This window comes from Nocardiopsis protaetiae (assembly GCF_045446735.1).
GTDB classification, from domain to species: domain Bacteria; phylum Actinomycetota; class Actinomycetes; order Streptosporangiales; family Streptosporangiaceae; genus Nocardiopsis; species Nocardiopsis protaetiae.
This window is the reverse complement of record NZ_JBJJBV010000031.1, coordinates 1-21084: the sequence shown is the minus strand read 5'-3', so window position 1 is coordinate 21084 and position 21084 is coordinate 1. Positions and strand designations below refer to the sequence as shown.

Annotated in this window: 22 protein-coding genes; 6 read left to right on the top strand and 16 right to left on the bottom strand. The window is 70.6% G+C overall.

Features of this window, described 5'->3' with window-relative positions; all coding sequences use genetic code 11:
* Positions 1-27: 27 nt before the first annotated feature.
* The 6 genes from ACJOT3_RS07710 to ACJOT3_RS07685 all read right to left on the bottom strand — a co-directional run bounded on the left by ACJOT3_RS07710 (position 28) and on the right by ACJOT3_RS07685 (position 5757).
* Positions 28-1323 carry an NADH-quinone oxidoreductase subunit D gene (locus ACJOT3_RS07710; protein WP_406970292.1) on the bottom strand — a complete coding sequence of 432 codons (1296 nt, stop codon included), beginning with the start codon at positions 1321-1323 and terminating at the stop codon, positions 28-30.
* A 49-nt stretch (positions 1324-1372) separates the two neighbouring features.
* The gene (locus tag ACJOT3_RS07705) at positions 1373-2113 is read right to left on the bottom strand and encodes an NADH-quinone oxidoreductase subunit C (protein WP_406970290.1); all 741 of its coding nucleotides are present in this window, start codon (positions 2111-2113) and stop codon (positions 1373-1375) included.
* 1 nt (position 2114) lies between these two features.
* Positions 2115-2660 carry a NuoB/complex I 20 kDa subunit family protein gene (locus ACJOT3_RS07700; RefSeq protein ID WP_406970288.1) on the bottom strand — a complete coding sequence of 182 codons (546 nt, stop codon included), beginning with the start codon at positions 2658-2660 and terminating at the stop codon, positions 2115-2117.
* A 64-nt stretch (positions 2661-2724) separates the two neighbouring features.
* A complete protein-coding gene (locus ACJOT3_RS07695) occupies positions 2725-3084 on the bottom strand; it encodes an NADH-quinone oxidoreductase subunit A (protein WP_306367399.1) in 360 nt (119 codons plus the stop codon).
* A gap of 140 nt (positions 3085-3224) precedes the next feature.
* Complete coding sequence (locus ACJOT3_RS07690) at positions 3225-4541, bottom strand: geranylgeranyl reductase family protein (protein WP_406970286.1); 1317 nt, start codon at positions 4539-4541, stop codon at positions 3225-3227.
* Positions 4542-5046: 505 nt separating this feature from the next.
* Entirely contained in the window at positions 5047-5757 is a 711-nt protein-coding gene (locus ACJOT3_RS07685) for a demethylmenaquinone methyltransferase (protein WP_406970284.1), read from the bottom strand.
* Between the two features lie 149 nt (positions 5758-5906).
* Between ACJOT3_RS07685 and ACJOT3_RS07680 the strand changes: the two genes are divergently transcribed.
* Positions 5907-7169: a delta-60 repeat domain-containing protein gene (locus tag ACJOT3_RS07680; RefSeq protein WP_406970282.1), complete on the top strand. Its 1263-nt coding sequence runs from the start codon at positions 5907-5909 to the stop codon at positions 7167-7169.
* 36 nt (positions 7170-7205) lie between these two features.
* Here the strand turns inward: ACJOT3_RS07680 and ACJOT3_RS07675 are convergent, their stop codons facing one another.
* Positions 7206-7646 carry a hypothetical protein gene (locus tag ACJOT3_RS07675; RefSeq protein WP_406970280.1) on the bottom strand — a complete coding sequence of 147 codons (441 nt, stop codon included), beginning with the start codon at positions 7644-7646 and terminating at the stop codon, positions 7206-7208.
* A gap of 406 nt (positions 7647-8052) precedes the next feature.
* On the opposite strand from ACJOT3_RS07675, the gene ACJOT3_RS07670 reads away from it, so the two are divergent.
* Together ACJOT3_RS07670 and ACJOT3_RS07665 are read left to right on the top strand one after the other, a co-directional pair.
* Positions 8053-8631 carry a helix-turn-helix domain-containing protein gene (locus ACJOT3_RS07670; RefSeq protein WP_406970278.1) on the top strand — a complete coding sequence of 193 codons (579 nt, stop codon included), beginning with the start codon at positions 8053-8055 and terminating at the stop codon, positions 8629-8631.
* The gene (locus ACJOT3_RS07665) at positions 8628-9854 is read left to right on the top strand and encodes an MFS transporter (protein WP_406970276.1); all 1227 of its coding nucleotides are present in this window, start codon (positions 8628-8630) and stop codon (positions 9852-9854) included. The genes ACJOT3_RS07670 and ACJOT3_RS07665 overlap by 4 nt, the downstream gene beginning before the upstream one ends.
* On the opposite strand, the gene ACJOT3_RS07660 is transcribed toward ACJOT3_RS07665, so the two are convergent.
* The gene (locus ACJOT3_RS07660) at positions 9851-10198 is read right to left on the bottom strand and encodes a DUF4229 domain-containing protein (RefSeq protein WP_406970274.1); all 348 of its coding nucleotides are present in this window, start codon (positions 10196-10198) and stop codon (positions 9851-9853) included. The genes ACJOT3_RS07665 and ACJOT3_RS07660 overlap by 4 nt on opposite strands.
* Positions 10199-10617: 419 nt before the next feature.
* Between ACJOT3_RS07660 and ACJOT3_RS07655 the strand changes: the two genes are divergently transcribed.
* Both ACJOT3_RS07655 and ACJOT3_RS07650 read left to right on the top strand, forming a co-directional pair.
* A complete protein-coding gene (locus ACJOT3_RS07655; protein WP_220563472.1) occupies positions 10618-10818 on the top strand; it encodes a BldC family transcriptional regulator in 201 nt (66 codons plus the stop codon).
* Positions 10819-11055: 237 nt separating this feature from the next.
* On the top strand, positions 11056-11412 hold the full coding sequence (locus ACJOT3_RS07650) for a PLD nuclease N-terminal domain-containing protein (RefSeq protein ID WP_406970272.1): 357 nt from the start codon (positions 11056-11058) through the stop codon (positions 11410-11412).
* A gap of 85 nt (positions 11413-11497) precedes the next feature.
* On the opposite strand, the gene ACJOT3_RS07645 is transcribed toward ACJOT3_RS07650, so the two are convergent.
* The gene (locus ACJOT3_RS07645; protein WP_406970270.1) at positions 11498-12787 is read right to left on the bottom strand and encodes a pectate lyase family protein; all 1290 of its coding nucleotides are present in this window, start codon (positions 12785-12787) and stop codon (positions 11498-11500) included.
* A 161-nt stretch (positions 12788-12948) separates the two neighbouring features.
* Here ACJOT3_RS07645 and ACJOT3_RS07640 point away from each other — a divergent pair, with 161 nt between their 5' ends.
* A complete protein-coding gene (locus ACJOT3_RS07640) occupies positions 12949-13923 on the top strand; it encodes a LacI family DNA-binding transcriptional regulator (protein WP_406970268.1) in 975 nt (324 codons plus the stop codon).
* Here the strand turns inward: ACJOT3_RS07640 and ccsB are convergent.
* From ccsB to ACJOT3_RS07605, 7 genes are all read right to left on the bottom strand, one after another.
* Positions 13914-14909 carry a c-type cytochrome biogenesis protein CcsB gene (ccsB, locus tag ACJOT3_RS07635; RefSeq protein ID WP_406970266.1) on the bottom strand — a complete coding sequence of 332 codons (996 nt, stop codon included), beginning with the start codon at positions 14907-14909 and terminating at the stop codon, positions 13914-13916. The two genes, ACJOT3_RS07640 and ccsB, sit on opposite strands and share 10 nt — an antisense overlap.
* A complete protein-coding gene (resB, locus tag ACJOT3_RS07630) occupies positions 14906-16516 on the bottom strand; it encodes a cytochrome c biogenesis protein ResB (protein ID WP_406970264.1) in 1611 nt (536 codons plus the stop codon). The genes ccsB and resB overlap by 4 nt, the downstream gene beginning before the upstream one ends.
* Entirely contained in the window at positions 16516-17316 is an 801-nt protein-coding gene (locus ACJOT3_RS07625; RefSeq protein WP_406970262.1) for a cytochrome c biogenesis CcdA family protein, read from the bottom strand. Before ACJOT3_RS07625 ends, resB begins: the two co-directional genes overlap by 1 nt.
* Complete coding sequence (locus tag ACJOT3_RS07620) at positions 17316-18050, bottom strand: TlpA family protein disulfide reductase (protein ID WP_406970260.1); 735 nt, start codon at positions 18048-18050, stop codon at positions 17316-17318. The genes ACJOT3_RS07625 and ACJOT3_RS07620 overlap by 1 nt, the downstream gene beginning before the upstream one ends.
* Positions 18051-18281: 231 nt before the next feature.
* Positions 18282-18485, bottom strand: coding sequence for a helix-turn-helix domain-containing protein (locus tag ACJOT3_RS07615; RefSeq protein ID WP_013155995.1), 204 nt, complete (start codon positions 18483-18485; stop codon positions 18282-18284).
* 252 nt (positions 18486-18737) lie between these two features.
* Positions 18738-19535, bottom strand: coding sequence for a phosphatase (locus ACJOT3_RS07610; protein WP_406970257.1), 798 nt, complete (start codon positions 19533-19535; stop codon positions 18738-18740).
* A gap of 261 nt (positions 19536-19796) precedes the next feature.
* Positions 19797-20957, bottom strand: coding sequence for an acetoin utilization protein AcuC (locus ACJOT3_RS07605; RefSeq protein WP_406970351.1), 1161 nt, complete (start codon positions 20955-20957; stop codon positions 19797-19799).
* Positions 20958-21084: the final 127 nt, after the last annotated feature.

Genomic DNA, 21084 nt, shown 5'->3' with positions numbered 1-21084 from the left:
CGTGGTCGTGGTCGTGGTCGTGTCCGCTCACCGGTCCACGCCTCCCATCACCGGGTCGATACTGGCCACGGCCGCGATCACGTCCGCCACCGTGCCGCCCTCGCACATGGCGGCGACGGACTGCAGGTGGGTGAAGGAGGGGTCGCGGAAGTGCACGCGGTAGGGGCGGGTGCCCCCGTCGCTGACCGCGTAGCACCCGAGCTCGCCCTTGGCGCTCTCGACGGCCGCGTAGGCCTGGCCGGCCGGGACCCGGAAGCCCTCGGTGACCAGCTTGAAGTGGTGGATCAGCGCTTCCATCGAGCTGCTCATGATGTGCGCGATGTGGTCGGGCGAGTTGCCCATGCCGTCCGGCCCCAGGGCCAGCTTGGCGGGCCAGCCGATCTTGGCGTCCTGGATCATCACCGGGCCCGGCTCCAGCTTGTCCAGGCACTGCTCGATGATCTTGAGGCTCTCCTCCATCTCGGCGATGCGCACCCGGTAGCGGGCGTAGACGTCGCCGCCGTCGGAGACGGGGATGTCGAACTCGTAGTCCTCGTATCCGCAGTACGGCTTGGCCTTGCGCAGGTCGTAGGCGAGCCCCGAGGCCCGCAGCAGCGGGCCGGTGACGCCCAGGGCCATGCAGCCGGCCAGGTTGAGGAAGGCCACGTCCTGGGTGCGGGCCAGGTAGACCGGGTTCTCGTCGAGGAGCTTGCGCATGATCTTGATGCGCTGCGGCATCTCCTTGAGCAGCTCCCGGACCTTGCCGACCGCGCCGGGCGGCAGGTCCTGGGCGACGCCGCCGGGGCGGACGTAGGCGTGGTTCATCCGCAGGCCGGTGACGAGCTCGAAGATGTCCAGGATCATCTCGCGCTCACGGAACCCGTTGGTCATGACGGTGGTGGCGCCCAGCTCCATGCCGAACGTCGCCATCGCCACGAAGTGCGAGGCCATCCGGTTGAGCTCCATCATCATCACGCGGATGACGTTGGCCCGGTCCGGGATCCGGTCCTCGATGCCCAGCAGCTTCTCGACCGCCAGGCAGTACACCGTCTCGTTGAAGAGCGGTGTCAGGTAGTCCATGCGGGTGACGAACGTGGTGCCCTGCGTCCACGTCCGGAACTCCATGTTCTTCTCGATGCCCGTGTGCAGGTAGCCGATCGCGACCCGGGCCTCGGTACAGGTCTCGCCGTCCAGGGTGAGGATGAGGCGGAGCACGCCGTGCGTGGACGGGTGCTGGGGTCCCATGTTGACGACGAGGCGCTCGGCGCTGGTGGCCTGCGCCTTCTCGATGACGTCGTCCCAGTCGCCGCCGGAGGCGTCGATGTAGTCCTCGGTGACGGTCATGCCGTGCCTCCCTTCCGTGCGGGGTGCGGGGTGGAATGCGGGTGCGAGGTCATGTGTACGACCTCCGCTGGTCGGGCGGGGGCACGGTGGCGCCCCGGTACTCGACGGGGATGCCGCCCAGCGGGTAGTCCTTGCGCTGCGGGTGGCCGTGCCAGTCGTCGGGCATCTGGATGCGGGTGAGCGCCGGGTGGCCGTCGAAGACGATCCCGAAGAAGTCCCAGGCCTCGCGCTCGTGCCAGTCGTTGGTCGGGTAGACCGACACGACCGACGGGATGTGCCGGTCGGTGTCCGGGCAGGTGGTGCTCACCCGGATCTCGCTGTTGTGCGTGATCGACCGCAGCGGGTAGACCGCGTGCAGCTCCCGCCCCTCCTGGTCCGGGTAGTGCACGCCGATCACCCCCAGGCACAGCTCGTAGCGCAGCGCCGGGTCGTCGCGCAGGATGCGGAACATCTCCGGCAGCGCCTCGCGGCGGACGTGGAAGGTGATCTCGCCGTGGGCGACCTCCACCCGCTCCACCACCCCGGCGGCGTCGCCCAGGGCGGCCTCCAGGTCGTCGGCCACCCGGTCGAAGTCGGCGGTGCGCGGGTCGTCCGGGTCGGTGAACGGCCGCTGCGAGGAGACGGGAGCGCTCCCCCGCACCTGGAGCCCCCCGAACCCGGAGGTGTCCCCGGAGGTGGTCGTGCCGAACATGCCGGTGCGCCTGATCGGCGCGGCCAGGCGCTCCTCGCCCAGCCGGTCGGGGAGGCGCGCGGCCTCCTCGTCGCGTTCGCGCTCGTTGTCGGTGCTCATGTCAGTCCTTGCTCACCAGGGGAAGCGACCGGCGGAGCATGCGCTCCTCGATCTCGGTGATCTCCAGTTCGCGGTGGGCGCCGAGCTTGGTGTTCTGCACCTTGTCGTGCAGCTTGAGCACGGCGTCCAGGAGCATCTCGGGCCGGGGCGGGCAGCCCGGCAGGTACATGTCGACCGGGACGATGTGGTCCACGCCCTGGACGATCGCGTAGTTGTTGAACATGCCGCCGCTGGAGGCGCACACGCCCATCGCGATGACCCACTTGGGCTCGGGCATCTGGTCGTAGATCTGGCGCAGGACCGGGGCCATCTTCTGGCTCACCCGGCCGGCGACGATCATCAGGTCGGCCTGGCGCGGGGTGGCGCCGAACTTCTCCATGCCGAACCGGGCCAGGTCGTAGTGGGGGCCGCCGACGGCCATCATCTCGATGGCGCAGCAGGCCAGGCCGAACGTCGCGGGCCACATCGAGCTCTTGCGGGCCAGGCCGACGATCTGTTCGACGGTGGTCAGCATGATGCCGCTGGGCAGTTTCTCTTCGAGTCCCATCAGCTGCGGACCTCCTCCGGGCGGGGCTGCGGGGTGCGGACGCGGGGTGCGGGGGGTCGCGGGGTCAGTCCCATTCCAGGCCTCCGCGGCGCCACTCGTAGGCGTAGGCGATGGACACGTTCACCAGGAAGAGGACGATCGCGATCAGTCCGAACCAGCCGAGGGCGTCGAAGTGCACGGCCCAGGGGATGAGGAAGATGATCTCGATGTCGAAGACGATGAACATCATCGCCGTCAGGTAGTACTTGACGGTGAAACGGCCGCCGCCCGCGGGCTGCGGAGTGGGCTCGATGCCGCACTCGTAGGCCTGCATCTTGGCGCGGTTGTACCTCTTGGGCCCCAGCAGCGCCCCGGCGACCATGGACACCACGACGAACGCGGCTCCGATCCCGCCGAGCACGAAAATCGGTGCGTAGAGCTCCACCGGTCACCCTCCTTCCGGCTGATCGGCGCGGCCGCGGGGCGTCGCGCTTGTGATTGCTTTCACTTGTGCGGGCTCTTCTCTGATCCGTCCCGTCGTCCCCGGTCGCGGCTGCGGGGCCCCGCCCGGAGGGGCGGGTCCGCTTATGCCGCGGGGGCGATCCTGGACAGGCCGTTGATGACCCGGTCCATGGCGTCGCCCTGCGTGGGTTCGGTGAGGTTGGCGAGCATCTTGAGCGCGAACTTCATGAGGGTGCGCTGGCGCAGGCCGTACTTGGTCGCGTACTTCATGAACTCGGGCTGGCCGATCATCTTCACGAAGTAGCGGCCCAGCGTGTAGTAGCCGCCGTAGGTGTCGGCGAGGACCTGCGGGTAGCGCAGCAGGGCGCGCTCGCGGGTCTGCTGGGTGGAGCGGCCGTGCGCCTGCACGATCACGTCGGCGGCGATGTTCCCCGCCTCCATGGCGTAGGCGATGCCCTCGCCGTTGAAGGGGTTGACCATGCCGCCCGCGTCGCCGACGAGCATCAGGCCGCGCGAGTAGTGCGGGACGCGGTTGAAGCCCATGGGCAGGGCGGCGCCGCGGATGGGGGTGGTCTGGTTCTCCTCGGTGAAGCCCCACTCCGGCGGCATGGAGTCGGTCCAGCGCCGCAGCAGCCTGCGGTAGTCGACGTCCTGGAAGGAGGCCGTGGAGTTGAGGATGCCCAGGCCGATGTTGCAGGTGCCGTCGCCGACGCCGAAGATCCAGCCGTAGCCGGGGAGCAGCACGTCCCTGTCGCCGCTCCTGTCCCACAGCTCCAGCCAGGACTCCAGGTAGTCGTCGTCGTGGCGGGGGCTGGTGAAGTAGGTGCGCACGGCCACGCCCATGGGGCGGTCGTCGCGCTTGCGGATGCCCATGGCGACGGAGAGCCGGGAGGAGTTGCCGTCGGCGGCCACGACCAGCGGCGCCCGGAAGGACACGGGTTCGCGGTCGGCGTTCTTGGCGTGGACCCCGACGATGCGGTTGCTGCGCTCGTCCATGAGGGGGCCGGTGACGGTGGTGCGCTCCAGGAGTTTGGCGCCGGCGGTGACGGCGCGGTCGACCAGGATCTGGTCGAAGTCGAAGCGGGTGCGCACCAGGCCGAAACCCGGGTAGGCGGCCAGGTCGGGCCAGGGGAGTTCGAGGCGGGCGCCGGCGCCGACGATGCGCAGGCCGTGGTTCTTGACCCAGCCCTCGTCCTCGAAGGTGACGCCCATGGCGGTGAGCTGCTTGACCGCCCGGGGGGTGAGGCCGTCGCCGCAGACCTTCTCGCGTGGGAAGGCGGTCTTCTCCAGCAGCAGGACGTCGAGTCCTGCCTGCGCCAGGTAGTAGGCGGTGGTGGAGCCGGACGGTCCGGCGCCGACGACGATGACGTCGGCGTCGTACTCGACGCGGTCCCGGCCTCGGCCTCTGAGGGCGGGAGAGGAGGTGGCTGTCTCGCTCACGGGTGTGTCCTCGACTGCTCGCGCGGATGCACCGTGGCGGGCCAGTGCGGGGTTCGACCCGCTCACGGGGGGCTGTCCTGTCGTGTTCTCTCGGCGTTATGGGGCGACGGGGTTACGGTCCTGCCGGTGGCTCTGCGTGCGGGGGCCGTGACCACGTGCTTTGTACGGTTAGGGACTTATGTCATGTCGGACATAGGGCCATGTGTCGCATCCCTCGTGCCCTTGTGAAGCACTTCACAAGCTTCTTTTCGGCAGTCTAGCCCCCTGCGGGCCGGGTTGCGACCCCCGGGGGGTATACGTAGCGAAACATTCTCAATCGCCCCATAGGCACACGAGAGACACCAAAGCCACCACAGGCTGACAGATATGCAGCTCATCGCCCTTTTCATTGCCACACCCGCCACAGAGGGCACAACAAAAACCCGGGGAACACAGAGTTCCCCGGGTTTTGCGAGCTTTGAAGCTATTTAAGAAGTAAGCAGCTCAGTGCGTCGTATGTCGGTTTCTACTTCTCGCGGAAGCCGCGGTGGAGGGCCACGATGCCGCACGACAGGTTCCGCCAGGCCACCCGGGACCAGCCCGCGTCCTGGAGGTGTCGGGCCAGGTCGGCCTGGGCGGGCCAGGCCATGATCGACTCCGAGAGGTAGTTGTAGGACTCTCCCTTGCCCGACACCGCGCCCGCGATCCTGGGCAGCGCGGCCATCAGGTAGGTCGAGTACAGGCGGTCGACGAATTCCACCGGAATGTGACTGAATTCGCAGATCACCACGCGGCCGCCGACCTTGGTGACCCGCAGCAGCTCGCGCAGGGCCCGGTCCACGTCGTTGACGTTGCGCAGGCCGAACGAGATCGTCACCGCGTCGAAGGTCTCGTCGGCGAAGGGCAGGTGCAGCGCGTCGCCCGCGACGAAGGTGACCCCGCCCCTGGACGCGCCGCCGCGGCGGCGGACCCCCGTGGACAGCATGCCCAGCGAGAAGTCGCAGGCGATCACGCGGGCGCCCTTGCGGATGAAGGACTCCGAGGAGGTGCCGGTGCCCGCGGCCAGGTCCAGGACCAGCTCTCCGCTGTGGGCGTCGACGGCGTTCACGGTCGACCGGCGCCAGGCGCGGTCCTGACCGAGGGAGATGACGTCGTTGACGAGGTCGTAACGGTCGGCGATGCCGTCGAACATCGCCGCGACGTCCTGGGGCTTCTTGTCGAGTTCAGCGCGGGCCATGCCCACCAGCCTACGGCCGCCCGGGTGTCACCGTGCCGCGGGGCGGGCCCCCGAGCGCACGGATTTCGTTACTGTATGTGATTTAGGCGCGACTCTTTGCAAGAATCGGTCGTGTCCCTTCCCCGTCGCGCGACCGAGGAGAACACCACGTGAAACCGAAGTTCACCGCCCTGGCGCTGGGCCTGGCCCTGCTGGTCCCCCTCGGGGCCGCGACTCCGGCGGCCGCGGGCACCACCGCGCACCGGTCCGTGGTGAGCGAACGCCCGGTCCAGTGGACGCCGCACGTCCTGGACGGGACGGTCAAGGACATCGTGCGGATCGGGAACACCGTCGTCGTCGCCGGGGAGTTCGGCCGGGTCTCCGACGCCGACGGTGGGCGCACCCACGAGCTGCGCAACGTCTTCGCGTTCGAGCACGGCACCGGGCGGATCATCCGCGACTTCGCCCCGCGCGTGGACGGGACCGTCACCTCCGTCGTCCCCGGGCCCGACGGGACGGTGATCATCGGCGGCACGTTCCGGTCGGTCAACAGCACCCCGGCCCGCGGGCTGGCCCGGATGCGGCTCCACGACGGCTCGCGGGTCGCGGCGTTCACCGCCACCCTGGACGGCGGGTCCGCCTACCGGCTGGCCTCCGACGGGAACCGGCTGTACGTCGGCGGGTCCTTCCCCGGGATCGGCGGGACCTCCCGGCTGGGCATCGCCCGCCTGGACGCGACCACCGGGGCGCTGGACACCGGGTTCGCCCCGCGCATCTCCGAGCAGCGCCGCGGCGGGCTGCGGGTGCAGGAGCTGGCGCTGAGCCCGGACGGGCGGCGGCTGGCGATCAGCGGCACGTTCACCAAGGTGGACGGGCAGGACCGGTACCAGATCGCCGTGCTGGACACCGCGACGGGCAAACCCACCGGGTGGTCGACCAAGGCGTTCGAGCCCCAGTGCGACTACTCGGCCATGCACACCTACATGCGGCAGATGGACTACGCGCCGGACGGCTCCTACTTCGCGCTGGTCACGGCGGGCGGCCCGCAGGTCAAGCCGGGGCTGTGCAAGGCGGTGGTGCGGTTCGAGAACACCGACAGGCCCGACGCCGAGCCCACCTGGGTCAACAAGACCGGCGGCGACTCCCTGTACTCGGTCGAGGTGACCGGCGCCGCGGTGTACGCGGGCGGCCACCAGCGCTGGATGGACAACGAGCAGGGCGCGCTCAACCCGGGCCCGGGCTCGGTCGCCCGCGAGGGCATCGCCGCCGTCGACCCGCGCACCGGCCGCGCCCTGGCCTGGAACCCGGGCCGCTCCCGCGGCCACGGCGTCGAGGCCCTGCTCGCCACCTCCGACGGCCTCTACGTCGGCAGCGACACCGAACGCCTGGCCGGCGAGTACCACGCCCGCCTCGGCATGTTCCCCCTCCCCTGACGCCGGTGGGCCCCGGCCGGAGGCCGGGGCCCACCCTCACACCGCCGTGCGTTTGCCCGGTTTGCGCCCCCGCCGGGCGGTGCCGCCGAGCCCGTTCAGCAACTGCTGCACACGCTGGTGGGACAGGTTGACCACATCGGCCATGGTCCGCTGGGACAGCCCCGCCTCCTGCATGGCCTCCAGTGCCCGGCTCCTGCCGCTCTCGTGCTCCTCGATGACCCGGTGGAAACGCTCTTCGACCTCGATGAAGCTGGAGAGCTCCTCGGTGACGTCCCGGCCGTCGAGCTCGTAGCGCCAGATGATCGTGAAGTCCTCAGGAGAGCTGTCGGTCAGGTCGGCGACGACTTCCGGAACCTCTGCTCGGATCTCGGAGAAGTGAATGTAGTCGATGGCGCCGATAACACCTTTGGGCAGGCCGTCGATGTGAACCGCCCACAGGTCCTCGTCTCTGGTGACGGTCACGGTGTAGTGGGTCATCACTTCTCCATCCACTTCTCGCCGAACAGATGCGCCAGTCCGTCTTCGATGCTCTGAAGCACGGACCAACCAAGGTCTCCAGGGTGATGCGGGAGAACGAACCTACCGACCTGTGCGTCTCCGTCCCACAGGAGATAAATCTGGTGTGATCCCTTCCCCCTGCCCTTGGCCTCCGCCAAGCGCAGTCCACGCTCACGTGCTCGCTTGCGTACGAGGGCGAGCAGCACCCTCGCCCTGATCCTCTTATTCACCATGAGCTTAAGACTAGGGACATAGATCGGCAAGCGCCCAGAAAACTAGAAAACTTCTGGACATGCCCCCTCCCCGACGAGGGCGGGAGGTTCACCCAAGGGTTCTTGGCCAAGATGACTTGGCCAAGAACCCTTGGGCGTTTAGAGTGCCGGGTATGAGTGAAGAGACCCCTCGCGATGTGTTCGAGAACTCCAAGCACCTGGACGCGCGGTCACTGCGCGGGCTGGCGCATCCGCTGCGGATGCACATCATGGACCTGTTGCAGGGGCAGGGCCCCGCGACCGGCAAGACGCTGGCCGAGCGGCTGGACGTGTCCTCGGCGTCGGTGAGCTACCACCTGCGGCAGCTGGAGACGCACGGGTTCATCGAGGAGGACCCGGAGCTGGGCACCTCCCGGGAGCGGTGGTGGAAGGCCAGCCACCGGGGCTTCCGGTTCCCCGAGCACCTGGACACCGAGGAGCCCGAGCTGAGCACCGCCGTGCGGCTGGCGATCGCGACGAGCTGGAGCCGCGACCTGACGGCGGCGATCGGCGCGTGGGCGGCCCAGCCCGAGGGCTGGCGCGAGGCGCAGGTGATGGCCGGGCGCTGGACGCGGCTGACCATGGAGCAGCTGGACGGGCTGCGCCGGGACGTCAAGGAGGTGCTGGACCGGTACGCGCACGAGGAGTCCGCTCCGGGGAGCAGGGCCGTGCACGTCCAGTTCGCCGCCTTCCCCGACCCGGACGAGCGGTGAACCCCGTCGTCGGCCTGCTCCTGGCCGAGACCCTGAGCTACACCGCGACGCGGCTGGCGCTGATCGCCATCCCCTGGTTCGTGCTGGAGACCACCGGCAGCCCCGTGTACATGGGCGTGGTCGCCTTCTTCGAGGTGGGCTCCTACGCCCTGGCCCGACTGCTGGGCGGGCCGCTGCTGGACCGGTGGGGGCAGCGGGTGATGAGCATCCGGGCGGACCTGGTGGGGGCCGTCGCGGTGCTGTGCGTGCCCGTGGCGCACGCGGCCGGGGTGCTGTCCTTCCCGCTGCTGCTGGTGCTGGTGACGGTCATCGGCCTGGCCGCGGGGCCGGGTGAGGCGTCCAAGGTGTCGCTGGCGCCCGCGGTGGCCGCGGCGACCGGGATGCGGATCGAGCGGGTGACCGGCCTGACCGGGACGGTGGACCGGCTGTCGCAGACCGTCGGCCCGCTGGTCGCGGGCGGTGTGGTGGCGGCGGTGGGCACGCTGCCCGCGCTGTACGGGAACGCGGTGCTGCTGGTGCTGTCCGCGCTGGTGCTGGGCGCGGTCCGGGTCGGCGCGCCGGTCGCGGAGGCCGCCGGGGGCGGCTACCTGAACAGCCTGCTCTCGGGGTTCCGGGTGATCTGGTGCGACCCCACGCTGCGCACCCTGGTGCTGGTGGCGGCGGTGACCAACGCGATCGACATGGCCGTGTTCTCGCTGGTCCTGCCGGTGTGGGTGTTCGAGAACGGGATGGGCCCCGAGGTGGTGGGGCTGGTCGGCGGCGCCCTGGGCGCGGCCTCGGTGCTGGGCTCGCTGGTGGCGACGGCCGTCGGGCACCGCCTCCCGCGCCGGCTGACGTTCTTCGTCGGGCTGGCGCTGGCCGGGCCGCCGCACATCGCGGTGCTGGCCCTGGACGGCCCGCTGTGGGTGGTGCTGGCGGTGTTCGCGGCCAGCGGGGTGTTCGGCGGACTGCTCAACCCGATCCTGGGCGCGGTGCTGTTCGAGCGGCTGCCGCCGGAGGCGGTGGGCCGGGGCACGGCGACCATCGGCGCGCTGGTGCGGCTCGCCGCGCCCCTGGGCGGGCCGCTGATGGGAACGACGGTGGCCCTGGTGGGGATCGCGCCGGCGGTACTGGCCGGGGCCGGGATCTACCTGCTGTTCGCGCTGGCGCCGCTGTTCGGGCGGGCCGCGCACGGGCTGGACCGGCCCGAGCCGGTGCCCGAGCCGACGGCCCAGGAGTCCTAGGACTCCTTGGGGGCGGCCGGGGTCTCCTCGGCCGCCTCCGCCTTCTCCGCGGTCGGCTTCTCCCCGGCCGGGGTGTCGGCGGCCTCCTGGAGGTGATCCTCGCGGGCGGCGCCGCCGTCGAGGCGGTCGGTCAGCAGGGAGCCGCGGTTGCGCTCGATCCGGTCGACCACGGTGGCCGACATCCGGTCGCGCAGGGAGGACAGCAGGACGTAGGAGGCCAGGCCGCTGACCAGCCAGGCGAGGATGAGTGCCATCCACGAGCGGGCGCCGAACAGGTACACCACTCCGAACGCCGCCAGGAACAGTCCCACGCGGGCAGCGGTATAGGGCAGCCAGCTACGCATCGAAAAGCCTCACAACAGACGATTACCTGGACTAGATTGGTCGCTACGCCCATCAACGCACGAGATGACCGGTCCGCTTTCGCGGTTTCCGGGGGGTCGACCTCTCGACGAGGCCGATCGCGGCGCGCTCATGTGCTCTCACCTCCAGGTTAAGGGTGGGTGCCCGGGGGTGCGCACCGGGTCGGCGTGTGTCCATCCGCGCGGGTGAGCGGGCTCCTGGCCTGGATTCAGATAGTCATGGGATGTTTCCAATCCCGACAGCAGGGCCCGAACATCACGTTACGGTCACATATCCCGTACTCCTCCCCCCAACACCGCAATTTCTCCGAAAACTAGGGAGGAAACGGACCAACTCATGCACACTAGGGGATCAAACGCCCGCCGCCCCCACAGTCCGAGGCGGGCACGATTGGGGGAATGTGAAGGTGGAACGAGCAAGCGAACGCCTGTTGACCCCCGGGGAAGTGGCCTCACTCTTCCGGGTTGATCCCAAGACCGTCACCCGTTGGGCCGCCTCCGGGCGGATCAGCAGCATCAGAACCCCCGGCGGCCACCGCCGCTTCCGGGAGTCCGAAGTCCGCGCCCTGCTGCTCGGCGAGCCGAGCGAGAGCAGTTCCTGACCCCAGGGGACGCATCCCCGAGAGGCATCCCGAGGTCCCGCACGGACCTCAGGGGAAGGGAGCCGCACCCCCTTTCCGGTTCCGGGACATCGCGCCGATGCGCCGGAGCCGTACCACCGCAACCCGGATCGCCACGCCGGTCTCCGCGGTCCCCTCGCCGCGTACGGCGCGGCGGTGTCACGGCCGTGGGAGTCGGCCCGACCATGGGGAGTGGACAGCGAGAGATAGGCTGGAATCATGGTGTGGCTAGGTGGCCTGATCACGCTCGTGTCGGTCGTTCTCTGGGTGTACGCGTTCTTCGACGCGCTGACCACCCCGGCCCAGGATGCCCGGAACCTTCCGAAGATCCTCTGGCTGGTCGTGATCGCGCTGTTCATGCCCGTGGGCTCGATCCTGTGGCTGTTCCTGGGACGGCCGCGCAAGTCCGCCGCCGTATGGGGCGCCGCGGCCTCCCCGGCTCAGGCCGCCGCCTCGATCGACGACCTCGACCCGTCGGACTTCGCCAAGCCCTCCAACAGTCCGCACCCGCTCGGCCCGGACGACGACCCCGACTTCCTGCGCGGCCTCGATCGCCGGATCGACCCCGACGAGTAGACCGCCCGACATCAGGGCCCGCACGGGTCCCTGCGCCGCAGGGGGCCGCTCCGCATCCCGGAGCGGCCCCCTGCGTCGTTCCGCGTCAGCGCAGCCCCGCGCCCACCTTCCGCTCCAGGCCGCGCAGGGCGTGCACCGGCTGGACCCCGGTGGTGTGCCGCGGGACCCAGGTGACCTCCGAGCCCAGGGCCCGGTCCGGGTAGGCCGTGTTGTGCTCGGCGACCAGGTCGACGCCGGTGATCCGGCCCGCTCCCCCGGTCATGAGCGCGTTCCCGCCCCCGGCCACGTCCGTGCCGCCCCAGTTGTAGAGCAGGGTGTCGGCGGTGTGGCCGTCGCGCAGGTCGAACAGGTTGTTCTCCACGTACAGCTCCGACTCGACCCCCGCGCCCAGGGCGTACTGGTACAGGTCGCCGCTCACCGTGTAGAGGTTGTTGTAGACGTGGACCTGGCCGAACCGCACCCGCGGGGCGCGCTGGCCCAGCCCGTCGAAGTGGTTGTGGTGCCAGGTCACCCGAAGGTACCCGCGGTCGGTGGTGCGGCCGTCGCTGTTGCCCAGCAGCAGGGCCTTGTCCCGGCCGTCGAAGTGGTTCCACGACACGGTCACCAGGTCGGCGGCGCGCACGATGTCGAGCAGGCCGTCGTGCACCTCGTACTTGCGGCCGAAGTACTCGGGCTGCGCTTCGCCGGGGCGTTCGCCGTCGTCGAAGGTGTTGTTTGCGATCCACACGTTCCGGGAGCCGGAGACCTCGACGTGGTCGTACTCGGAGTTCCAGTTGCCGGTCTGTCCGTCGCCGGGGTCCCAGCCGGGGAAGCAGTCGTGGGTGTCGGAGAAGGTCAGGTTGCGCAGGATGACGTTGTGCGCGTCCTGGACGAGCAGGTTCATCCCGGTGAGCTCGCCGCGGTCGGCCACCCCGACGATGGTCGTGTTGGAGCCGACCCGGTAGCGGATGCGCTGGGACTGCGCCGCCCGCGAGGCGACCCGGGCCTCCTCCAGCGGGCCGGACGGGTCCTCCCAGCCCCACACCTCGGGGTCGTAGGTGTCCAGGTACTCCTGGAGCGAGTAGCCGTCGGCCGCGTAGTCCTCGCAGCTCAGCGGTGTTCCGTCGGGGGCGGTGTTGGCGTCGATGAGGCCGTCCACGTACACGATCTTGGGCTGGTCCCCGGCGATGGCCGCCCGGAACGCGGCCGGGGTGGACACGCGGAACACGTTCTCGGCGGTGGCGGCCGCCCCGCCGGTGGTGCCGCCGCCCGCCCAGGCCCAGCCGTCGCCCGCGGGGAGCACCTCCCGGCCGAGGTCGTCCGCCGCCGCGGGCGGGGCCGCCGTCAGCGCCGCGGCCAGCGCGAGGACGAGGGCGGGGGCGAGTTGCCTTCGCATGATCACTCCTGGGGGATGAGACTGCAAACGTTTGCAACAAACTCGTCGAACCTTCGGAAAGAAGCAAGGCTCCTATCCATGGAAAGATGGGAAAACTCGAACCCGGCAGGAGCAACCGTTTGCTCACCCGCACTCCGGGCTCTGGCACAGAGGGTGGCGCCATGCCCGTGACGCTCAAGGACGTGGCCCGGGTCAGCGGGGTCCACGTGTCCACCGTCTCCCGTGCGTTCTCGGCGGCGCACCTGGTCAACGCGCGAACGCGGGCCCGGGTGCTGGCCGCCGCCGACGAGCTGGGCTACCGCCCCAACCGGGCCGCGCGGGCGCTGTCGACCCGCCGCACCGGGAACCTCGGCGTGGTCGTCGCCGACATCGCCAACCCGTTCTTCCCACCGCTGCTCAAGGCCGTGCAGGAGCAGGCGCGGGCGCGGGACCACCACGTCTTCATCGCCGACACCGACGAGCGGGCCGAGGTCGAGGAGGAGGCGGTCCGGTCACTGGCAGGCCAGGTGGACGGGCTGATCCTGGCCTCGCCCCGGATGACCGACCGGCGCGTCCGCGAACTGGCCGCCGAGGTGCCCCTGGTGGTCGTCAACCGCCGGATGCGCGGGCTGCCGTGTGTGCTCATGGACGTCGGCGAGGGGGTCGGCCTGGCCCTGGACCGGCTGGCCGACCTGGGGCACCGCGACATCGCCCTGGTGTCCGGGCCCGCGGCCTCGTGGACGGGGCGGCGGGCGGCGCTGGCCGCCCAGGCCGTCGGCCGCGAACGCGGTGTGCGCGTGCACCGGGTCGGCCCGCACCCGCCGACGGAGGCGGGCGGGGCCGCCGCGTTCGACGCCGTGGCCGGGCTCGGCGCCACCGCGGCCCTGGCCCACAACGACCTGATGGCGCTGGGCCTGCTGGCCGCGGCGCGGGAGCGGGGCGTCCCGGTCCCGGAGCGGCTGAGCGTCGTCGGGGTCGACGACACCCTGGCCGCCCGGCACACCCGGCCCGCCCTGACCACCGTCGCGATGCCGGCGGACGCGGCCGGCCGGGCCGCCGTCGACCTGCTGCTGCGGGGTGCGGACCCGGAGGTCGTCACCCTGGGCACCCGCCTGGTCGAACGCGACTCGACGGGGCCCGCCCGTGCTCAGGCGTAGGAGTGCAGCCCGCTGAACATGTAGTTGACCGCGAAGAAGTTGAACAGGATCGTCGCGAAGCCCAGCACGTTGATCCACGTCGCCTTGGGCCCGCGCCACCCGCCGGTCGCCCGCGCGTGCAGGTAGGCGGCGTAGACGACCCAGGAGATGAACGACCAGACCTCCTTGGGGTCCCAGCCCCAGAAGCGGCCCCAGGCCTCGTCCGCCCAGATCGACCCGGCGATGATGCCGAAGGTCCACAGCGGGAACGCGAACAGGATGAGCCGGTGCGAGATCCGGTCCAGCAGCTCGGGGCTGGGCAGGCGGCCCGCGATGCCCGCGACCTGCTCGCCCGCGGCCCGCTTGACGTCGGTGCGGTGCGAGACCAGGTAGGTGATGCCGGTGACGCCGGAGACCATGAACGCGCCGCCCGCCAGGATGGCCGCGGTGACGTGGATCGGCACCCAGTAGGAGTGCAGCGCCGGGATCAGCGGGCCCGGGTCGACGTAGAGCCACTTGACGCCGATGCCCAGCAGGATCAGCACCGGGACCAGCACGAACGCGCCCAGGAAGCGGGCCTGGTAGCGGAACGAGGCGTACAGCAGCACACCCACCGCGACCAGGCACATCGCCACCACGAACTCGAACATGTTGCCCCAGGGCCAGCGGCCCGCGGCCGCGCCCCGCGTGATGATCTGGGCCAGGCCCATGAGGAAGCCCAGGGCGGTCACGCCCAGGGCGACCTTGCCCACGACGCTCTGGGAGGCCTTGGCCTCGCCCTCGGTGGTGCGGACGTTGACCTCGATGCCGTCGTCGGCGCCGCCGTCGGCCGCACCGGCGCCGACCGGCATCAGCCGTCCCGCCTTGAGTCTGGTCCGCTGCCCGTAGGCGGCCTCGATCGCGAACAGGAACAGGGCCGCGGCGTAGGTCACGATCATGGCGATGACCAGCGTGTCGCTGGCCGACGCCATGGACTCGTTCACTGGCGCGGCGAGAGTGTACGTCACCGGTCACTCCTGGTGTCGGAAGGGTTCTGGGGGTTGTCGTCCGACCCGTTGCGGAGTCGTGCGGCAAGCTCGGTGGTGATCTCGTGGAACTCGGCGTTGTTGCCCGCGACCTCGGTCTTGCCGAGGCCGGCCAGCTCCACGCGGGTCCGGCCGTCCTCGCCGCGGGTGGCGCGCACCCACACCCGGCGCGGGCGGATGAACAGGGTCAGCAGCAGGCCGCCGACGGCGGTGGCCGCGGTGAGCAGCGCGGGCAGCCGGGCACCGTCCCGGTTGGCCTGGAGGCTGACGTACTCCTTGTACCCGGAGAACTCGATGGACCCGGCGCCGTCGGGCAGCTCCCAGACGTCGCCGATCTCCATGACCGGGGATTCGCCGAGGGACTCCATGCCCTCGGTGCGCAGCTGGTACACCGACTGCGGGTCGATCAGGCCCAGGTCGCCCGCGTACCCCTCCAGGGTGACCCGCGGGTTCGTGGCGCCGGGGAAGCTGGAGGTCAGTTCGCCGTCGGGGGTCTCGGCGGCGGTCGGCAGGAAGACGCCGACGAAGCCGAGCTGCGCGGCGTCCTCGTCCCCGGTGTCGGGGACCTTGACCACGCCGTCGGACACGAAGCTCATGGTGTCCCGGTACAGGAACGGCACGGCCTGGTCGAACACCACGTCGCCGTCGCCGTTGCGGACGACGAACTCCGGCGCGTACCCGTGGCCGAGCAGGTAGACCTGCACGCCGGAGACGCTGAGCGGGTGGTTGACCTCCAGCCGGTGCGTCCGCTCGGGGCCGCCGGGCTCCTCGGTGTAGCCGAGCTCGGCGACGTAGGAGGCGGCCTGCCCGCGCAGGTCCCCCTCCTCGATGAAGCCCGCCTCGAAGTCGTCGAGGTGGATCGTGAAGGGCGCGATCGCGTCCATGTCGGTCCAGTGGCCGGGGTAGATCGCGTCGTAGGAGGGCAGGGTGTTGGCGAACCCGTCGCCCTCGACGACGAGCATGTTGCCGCGGTAGCCGAAGAACGACCCGGCGGCCAGTGCCAGCAGCAGGCCGAGCAGGGCCAGGTGGAACAGGACGTTCCCGGCCTCGCGCAGGTAGCCGGTCTCGGCCGAGACGGAGTCGCCGTGGCGGTCCACCCGGTACCGCTTGAGCACGCTCCCCGCCTGCTCCAGCACGGTCTCGGGGTCGGCGTCGGTGGTGAACCTCGCGGCGTAGGGCATCCGGCCCAGGTTGCGCGGGGTGGGCACCGGCCGGGCGCGGACGGCCCGGGCGTGCACCAGGGCGCGCGGGATGACGCAGCCCGCGAGGGACACGAACAGCAGCAGGTAGATGGCCGCGTACCAGGGCGAGGAGAAGACGTCGAAGAGGTGGAACCGGTCCAGCCAGGGGGCCAGGTCGGGGTTCTCCCGGAAGTAGTTGTTGACCTCGTCGACGCTCACCACGTTCTGCGGCAGGATCGAGCCGGGGATGGCCCCGACCGCCAGCAGGAACAGCAGGATCAGCGCGGTCCGCATCGAGGTGAGGACGCGCCAGGCCCAGCGCAGCCAGCCCAGGGGGCCCAGCCCCCTGGGCCCGGCCGCGGCGGCCTCCGCGGTGCCCGCGGTCGTGTCGGTCGTGGTCGTACTCATCAGATCACCGTCTGGAAGTCGGCGGCCCAGCCCTGCATGGCGATGGTCCACTGGGTCCACAGACCGGTCACCATCGCCAGGCCGACCAGGACGAGCATGGCACCGCCGATCACGGTGACCGTGCGGGTGTGGCGCTTGAGCCGCCCGAAGGCGGTGAGCGCGCGGCGGTAGAGCAGCGAGGCGACGATGAACGGCAGGCCCAGGCCCACACAGTAGGCCAGGGAGAGGAGCATTCCGCGCCCGGCGCCGCCCTCGACGAACGCGAGCGTCTGCACGGCCGCCAGGGTGGGGCCGATGCACGGGGTCCAGCCCAGGCCGAAGAGCACCCCGAGCAGGGGCGCGCCGGCCAGCCCCGCCCTGGGCAGGCGGTGGAAGCGGAACTCGCGGGCGAAGCCGGGCAGGACGCCCATGAAGGCCAGGCCCAGGACGACCGTCAGCACGCCCAGGACCCGGGTGATGGGGTCGGTGTAGTCGACCAGGAGGTCGCCGAGCCAGCCGATGAAGCCGCCCACGGCCACGAACACCAGGGTGAACCCGGCGATGAACAGGACGCTGCCGGTGACCATGGTCCAGCGGCGTTCGGCGAGTTCGTCGTCGACCTCGGCGAGGGTGGCGGTGCCGCCGCCGACCGCGGTGCGCCCGCGCACGTCGGCGGCGCTCATCCCGGTCACGTACGAGAGGTAGCCGGGGACCAGGGGGAGCACGCACGGGGACAGGAAGGAGACCAGTCCCGCGGCGAGCGCCAGCGGGACGGCCATGAGGAGGGATCCGGTGAGGACGGTGGTGCCGACGGGGTCCATCAGGCGTCGTCCCCGTCGGGGCTCGGGCCCGGCTCCGGGCTCTCGTCCGGCGCCTCCGCCCCCTCGGACTCCCGTGCCTCGGCCTCCTGCTCGGCCACCCGGGGCCGTTCCTCCGGGTCGCCGAGGCCGTACTCCACGACGATCGGGTTGAGCAGCTCGGTGAGCTGGCCGTAGGTGGTCGGCCCGATGACGCGGGCGGCGATGCGCCCGTCCGGGTCGATGACCAGGGTGCTGGGGATCGCGCGCGGCGGGACCGTGCCGCGGAACGCCTGGGGCACCTCGCCCGGCTGGTCGTACAGGCTCGGGTACTCGACGCCCTTGGTCTGGAGGTAGGTGCGGGCGGCGGTGTCGTCGTCCTTGATGTTGACGCCCAGGAAGTCCACGCCCAGGTCGGCGTACTCGGCGTACACCTCGTCCAGGACGGGCTGCTCGGTGCGGCAGGGCCCGCACCAGCTGGCCCAGACGTTGAGGACGACGATGCCGCCGGCGTAGTCGGCCAGCGCGATCTCGTCGCCGTCCAGGGTGGTGCCGGAGACGTCGGGCGCGTCGACCCGCTCGTCGGCGGGGAAGGCGGTGGCGCTGCCGTCGCCGGAGATGAAGCGGTCGTCCTCACCGCCGGTCTCGATCGCGTTGCCCCCGGCACAGCCGGTCAGGGCGAGGACGGCGACCGCCGCGGCCGCGGCAAGGCGCGTCGGAGCGCGACGGGACCGCGCGCCGGTTCTGGCACTGGGCATCGAGGAGACCTCGCGAACGGGGTGTGAACTGGGCGGACTACGACAACGACAAAGTGTAGTAGACACCCTGGGACCCGTTCCTTCGCCCCGGTGCAAGAGGCGTGCGTCCCTGGTGGACGGGGCCGTCACGAGAGCGGGATCACCCGTGGGGGTTCGGGTGTCCCGCCCTACGCGTTCCGGCGGCCGTCCGGGAGGGGCTCCACACCCCGACCCGGCCCGGCCGTACCGCGATCATCCCGCCTCGACGAAAGCCTCACGGAGGTAGTCGTGGACGGCCCGCTCGGGCACCCGGTAGGAGCGCCCCACGCGGATCGCGGGGAGAACACCCGAGTGCACCATGCGGTACACGGTCATCTTGGACACTCGCATGATCGTGGCGACCTCCGCCACGGTCAGGAACCTGACCTCTTCGAGAGGCGGCTTGCTCCCGTTCATCTTCCGACGCCCTCATTCCCGGACGTGAGTATTGCCTACCAGTTCAGCCCGGCGTGGTGCCGGTCGGAGCGACCCCGGTATGTGCCCCGTCCCAACGCCATGCCGGCGTGTCATGCTGTCACTACTGACACGTCCGTTTTCAGAGTAGAGCGGAGTTCCCGTCTGCGAAAGGTCGTTTGTGGTGTCTTCCGAGCAATACGCGGAAGGCACCCCGTGTGAGGTTTAACGGTGGGTATAAATGGCCGCCACGGCTCAGGAGAGGCCCGCCCGGGCGAGAACGTAATCGCGCAGCGGCGCGTAGTCCTCGGTCAGATAACCATCGTCCAAAGGGACCGTGACCAGTAGTTTTCCCTCGTGTTCCGCAAGAAAGAGGGCGGGGTCGTTGCAGTCGGCGAACCCCAGTGTGGGCACTCCCGCCTCCCCTGCCGCACCCGCGAACCCGTGATCGGCGATGACCAACTGCGGCCATGCCTCCCCGCGGTCGGAGAGGTCCGCGAGGATGGCCCGCATGGCGAACGGGTGGTGGCTGTGCCGGGCCAGGTGCCCGTCGGTGACGATGGCGACGTCGTCCCGCCAGACCACGAAGCGCCGGTTGGGCGGGCGTTCGGTGGTGACCTCGTAGGTGTAGCCGGCGGCGGCGGTGAGGACGGGGCAGCCGCGGGCGGCCAGGGCGTCCTTCCAGACGCGGTAGGTGCCCTGGAGCTTGTCGGGGTGGCCGGTGGCGAACATGACGCGTTCGCGGCGCTCGGCGGCCAGCGCCAGCCGGTCTGCGACGACCTCCAGGGCGTCGACGGTGAGGTCGGGGTCGATGGTGTCGATGCCCCAGACGTACTCCTCGTCGCCGACGACGCCGCACCGCTTGCTCATCAGCGCGAGGACCTCGGAGAAGGTCCAGTCGTGGGAGAAGGTGAGGCCGAACTGGTGGTAGGGGTCCTTCTGGACCAGGCGCCGATAGTGCCGAAGGTTGTTCTGGCGCGAGGTGTCGACGTGTCCGGCGATTCCCGTCCGCACCAGATGGGAGATGAGTTCAGCACGTGTCGGCGGCGTCACCAGGTGTTCCCCTTCCTCGTCGGGGCGAACACGTGACGCGCCGTACGGCCACCACGGCGCCTGCTCACGTTCGCCCGGTATTCAACCTCTTCCTACCCGCTGGACGCGCGCCACGCCCCGTCCGCGGGAATTCACCCCCGCACTCACCGGGCGACATCGCTCACCCGGAAACGATACCGGGATCACGGACATCGGGTTAGAAAATAGAAGAGATCGGAACGAAAGGGTGTCTTCGTGAGAAGCCGCCCGAACGTGTCGTGATCACAGACTCGGGTCGATACCGTGGCTCGGGAACACCGCGGTCCGGGTGGCGTGAATGGCGCGGTCCACCGGATTTCCGGGGTCGTATCCGTCCTCGAACGGCGAGAACACCACGTCACGGCCGTCGGTCATGTACAGCGGGGCCAGCTCGCCGGTGCGTTCCCGGACGAAGTCGCGCCAGGCCTGCGGGGTCTCGGAGTCGGGGTCGACCGGGCGGCCCGCCGCCTCGGCGAGCAGGTGCGTCCAGGCCCGGGGCACCACGTGCACCAGCCCGTACCCGCCGCCGCCGAACAGCACCCAGCGGCCGCCCGCGGTGCGCTGGGCCAGCTTGTGCAGCTCCGCGTAGGCGCGCCGCTGGCCGTCCACGCTGAGCGTGAGGTTGGCGAGCGGGTCCAGGGCGTGGGTGTCGCAGCCCTGCTGGGTCACCAGGATCTCCGGCTGGAACTCGTGCAGCAGCGGCGGGACCACCGCGTCGAAGGCGCGGTGCCAGCCGCTGTCGCCGGTCCCGGCGGGCAGGGCGACGTTGACCGAGTACCCCTCGGCGTCGGGGCCGCCGGTCTCCCCCGCCTGGCCGGTGCCCGGGAACAGGGTGACCGGCGACTCGTGGAGGCTGATGGTGAGCACCCGGGGGTCGTTGTAGAAGGCGCGCTGGACGCCGTCCCCGTGGTGGACGTCGATGTCGACGTAGGCGACGCGCTTGGCGCCCTGTTCCAGCAGCCAGGCGATGGCCAGCGCCGCGTCGTTGTAGACGCAGAAACCCCAGGCGTTGGCGCGCATGGCGTGGTGCAGGCCGCCCGCGATGTTGGCGGCGTGCACGGACTCGCCGGTCCACACCGCCCTGGCCGCGGCGACGGAGGCGCCGGAGATGAGCGCCGCCGCGTCGTGCATGTCCTTGAACACGGGGTTGTCGGCGGTGCCGAGCATGTGGGCGTCGTCCGGTTCCAAAGTCCGCCCGGCCCGCTTGACCGCCTCGATGTACGCGCGGTCGTGCACCAGTTCCAGGAGGTCGTCGGAGGCGGGTTCCACGTCCAGGAGCGAGACGCCGGGGGCGTTCAGGACTCCCAGTTCACGGGCGAGCGCCATGGTCAGCTCGACCCGGATCGGTGCCATCGGATGCTGCGGGCCGAAGTCGTAGGCCGTCAGCCCGTCGTCCCATGCCACCCGGAGCGAGCAGGACGTGCGCCCTCCCATGTCGGTGACCCCCGTTTCAGGTGTGCGTGTTCCGAACCACACAGTACGCAAGGGCGGGCAGTGGTCAGAACCCCGGGGGGTGCGGGAACGGCGCGGG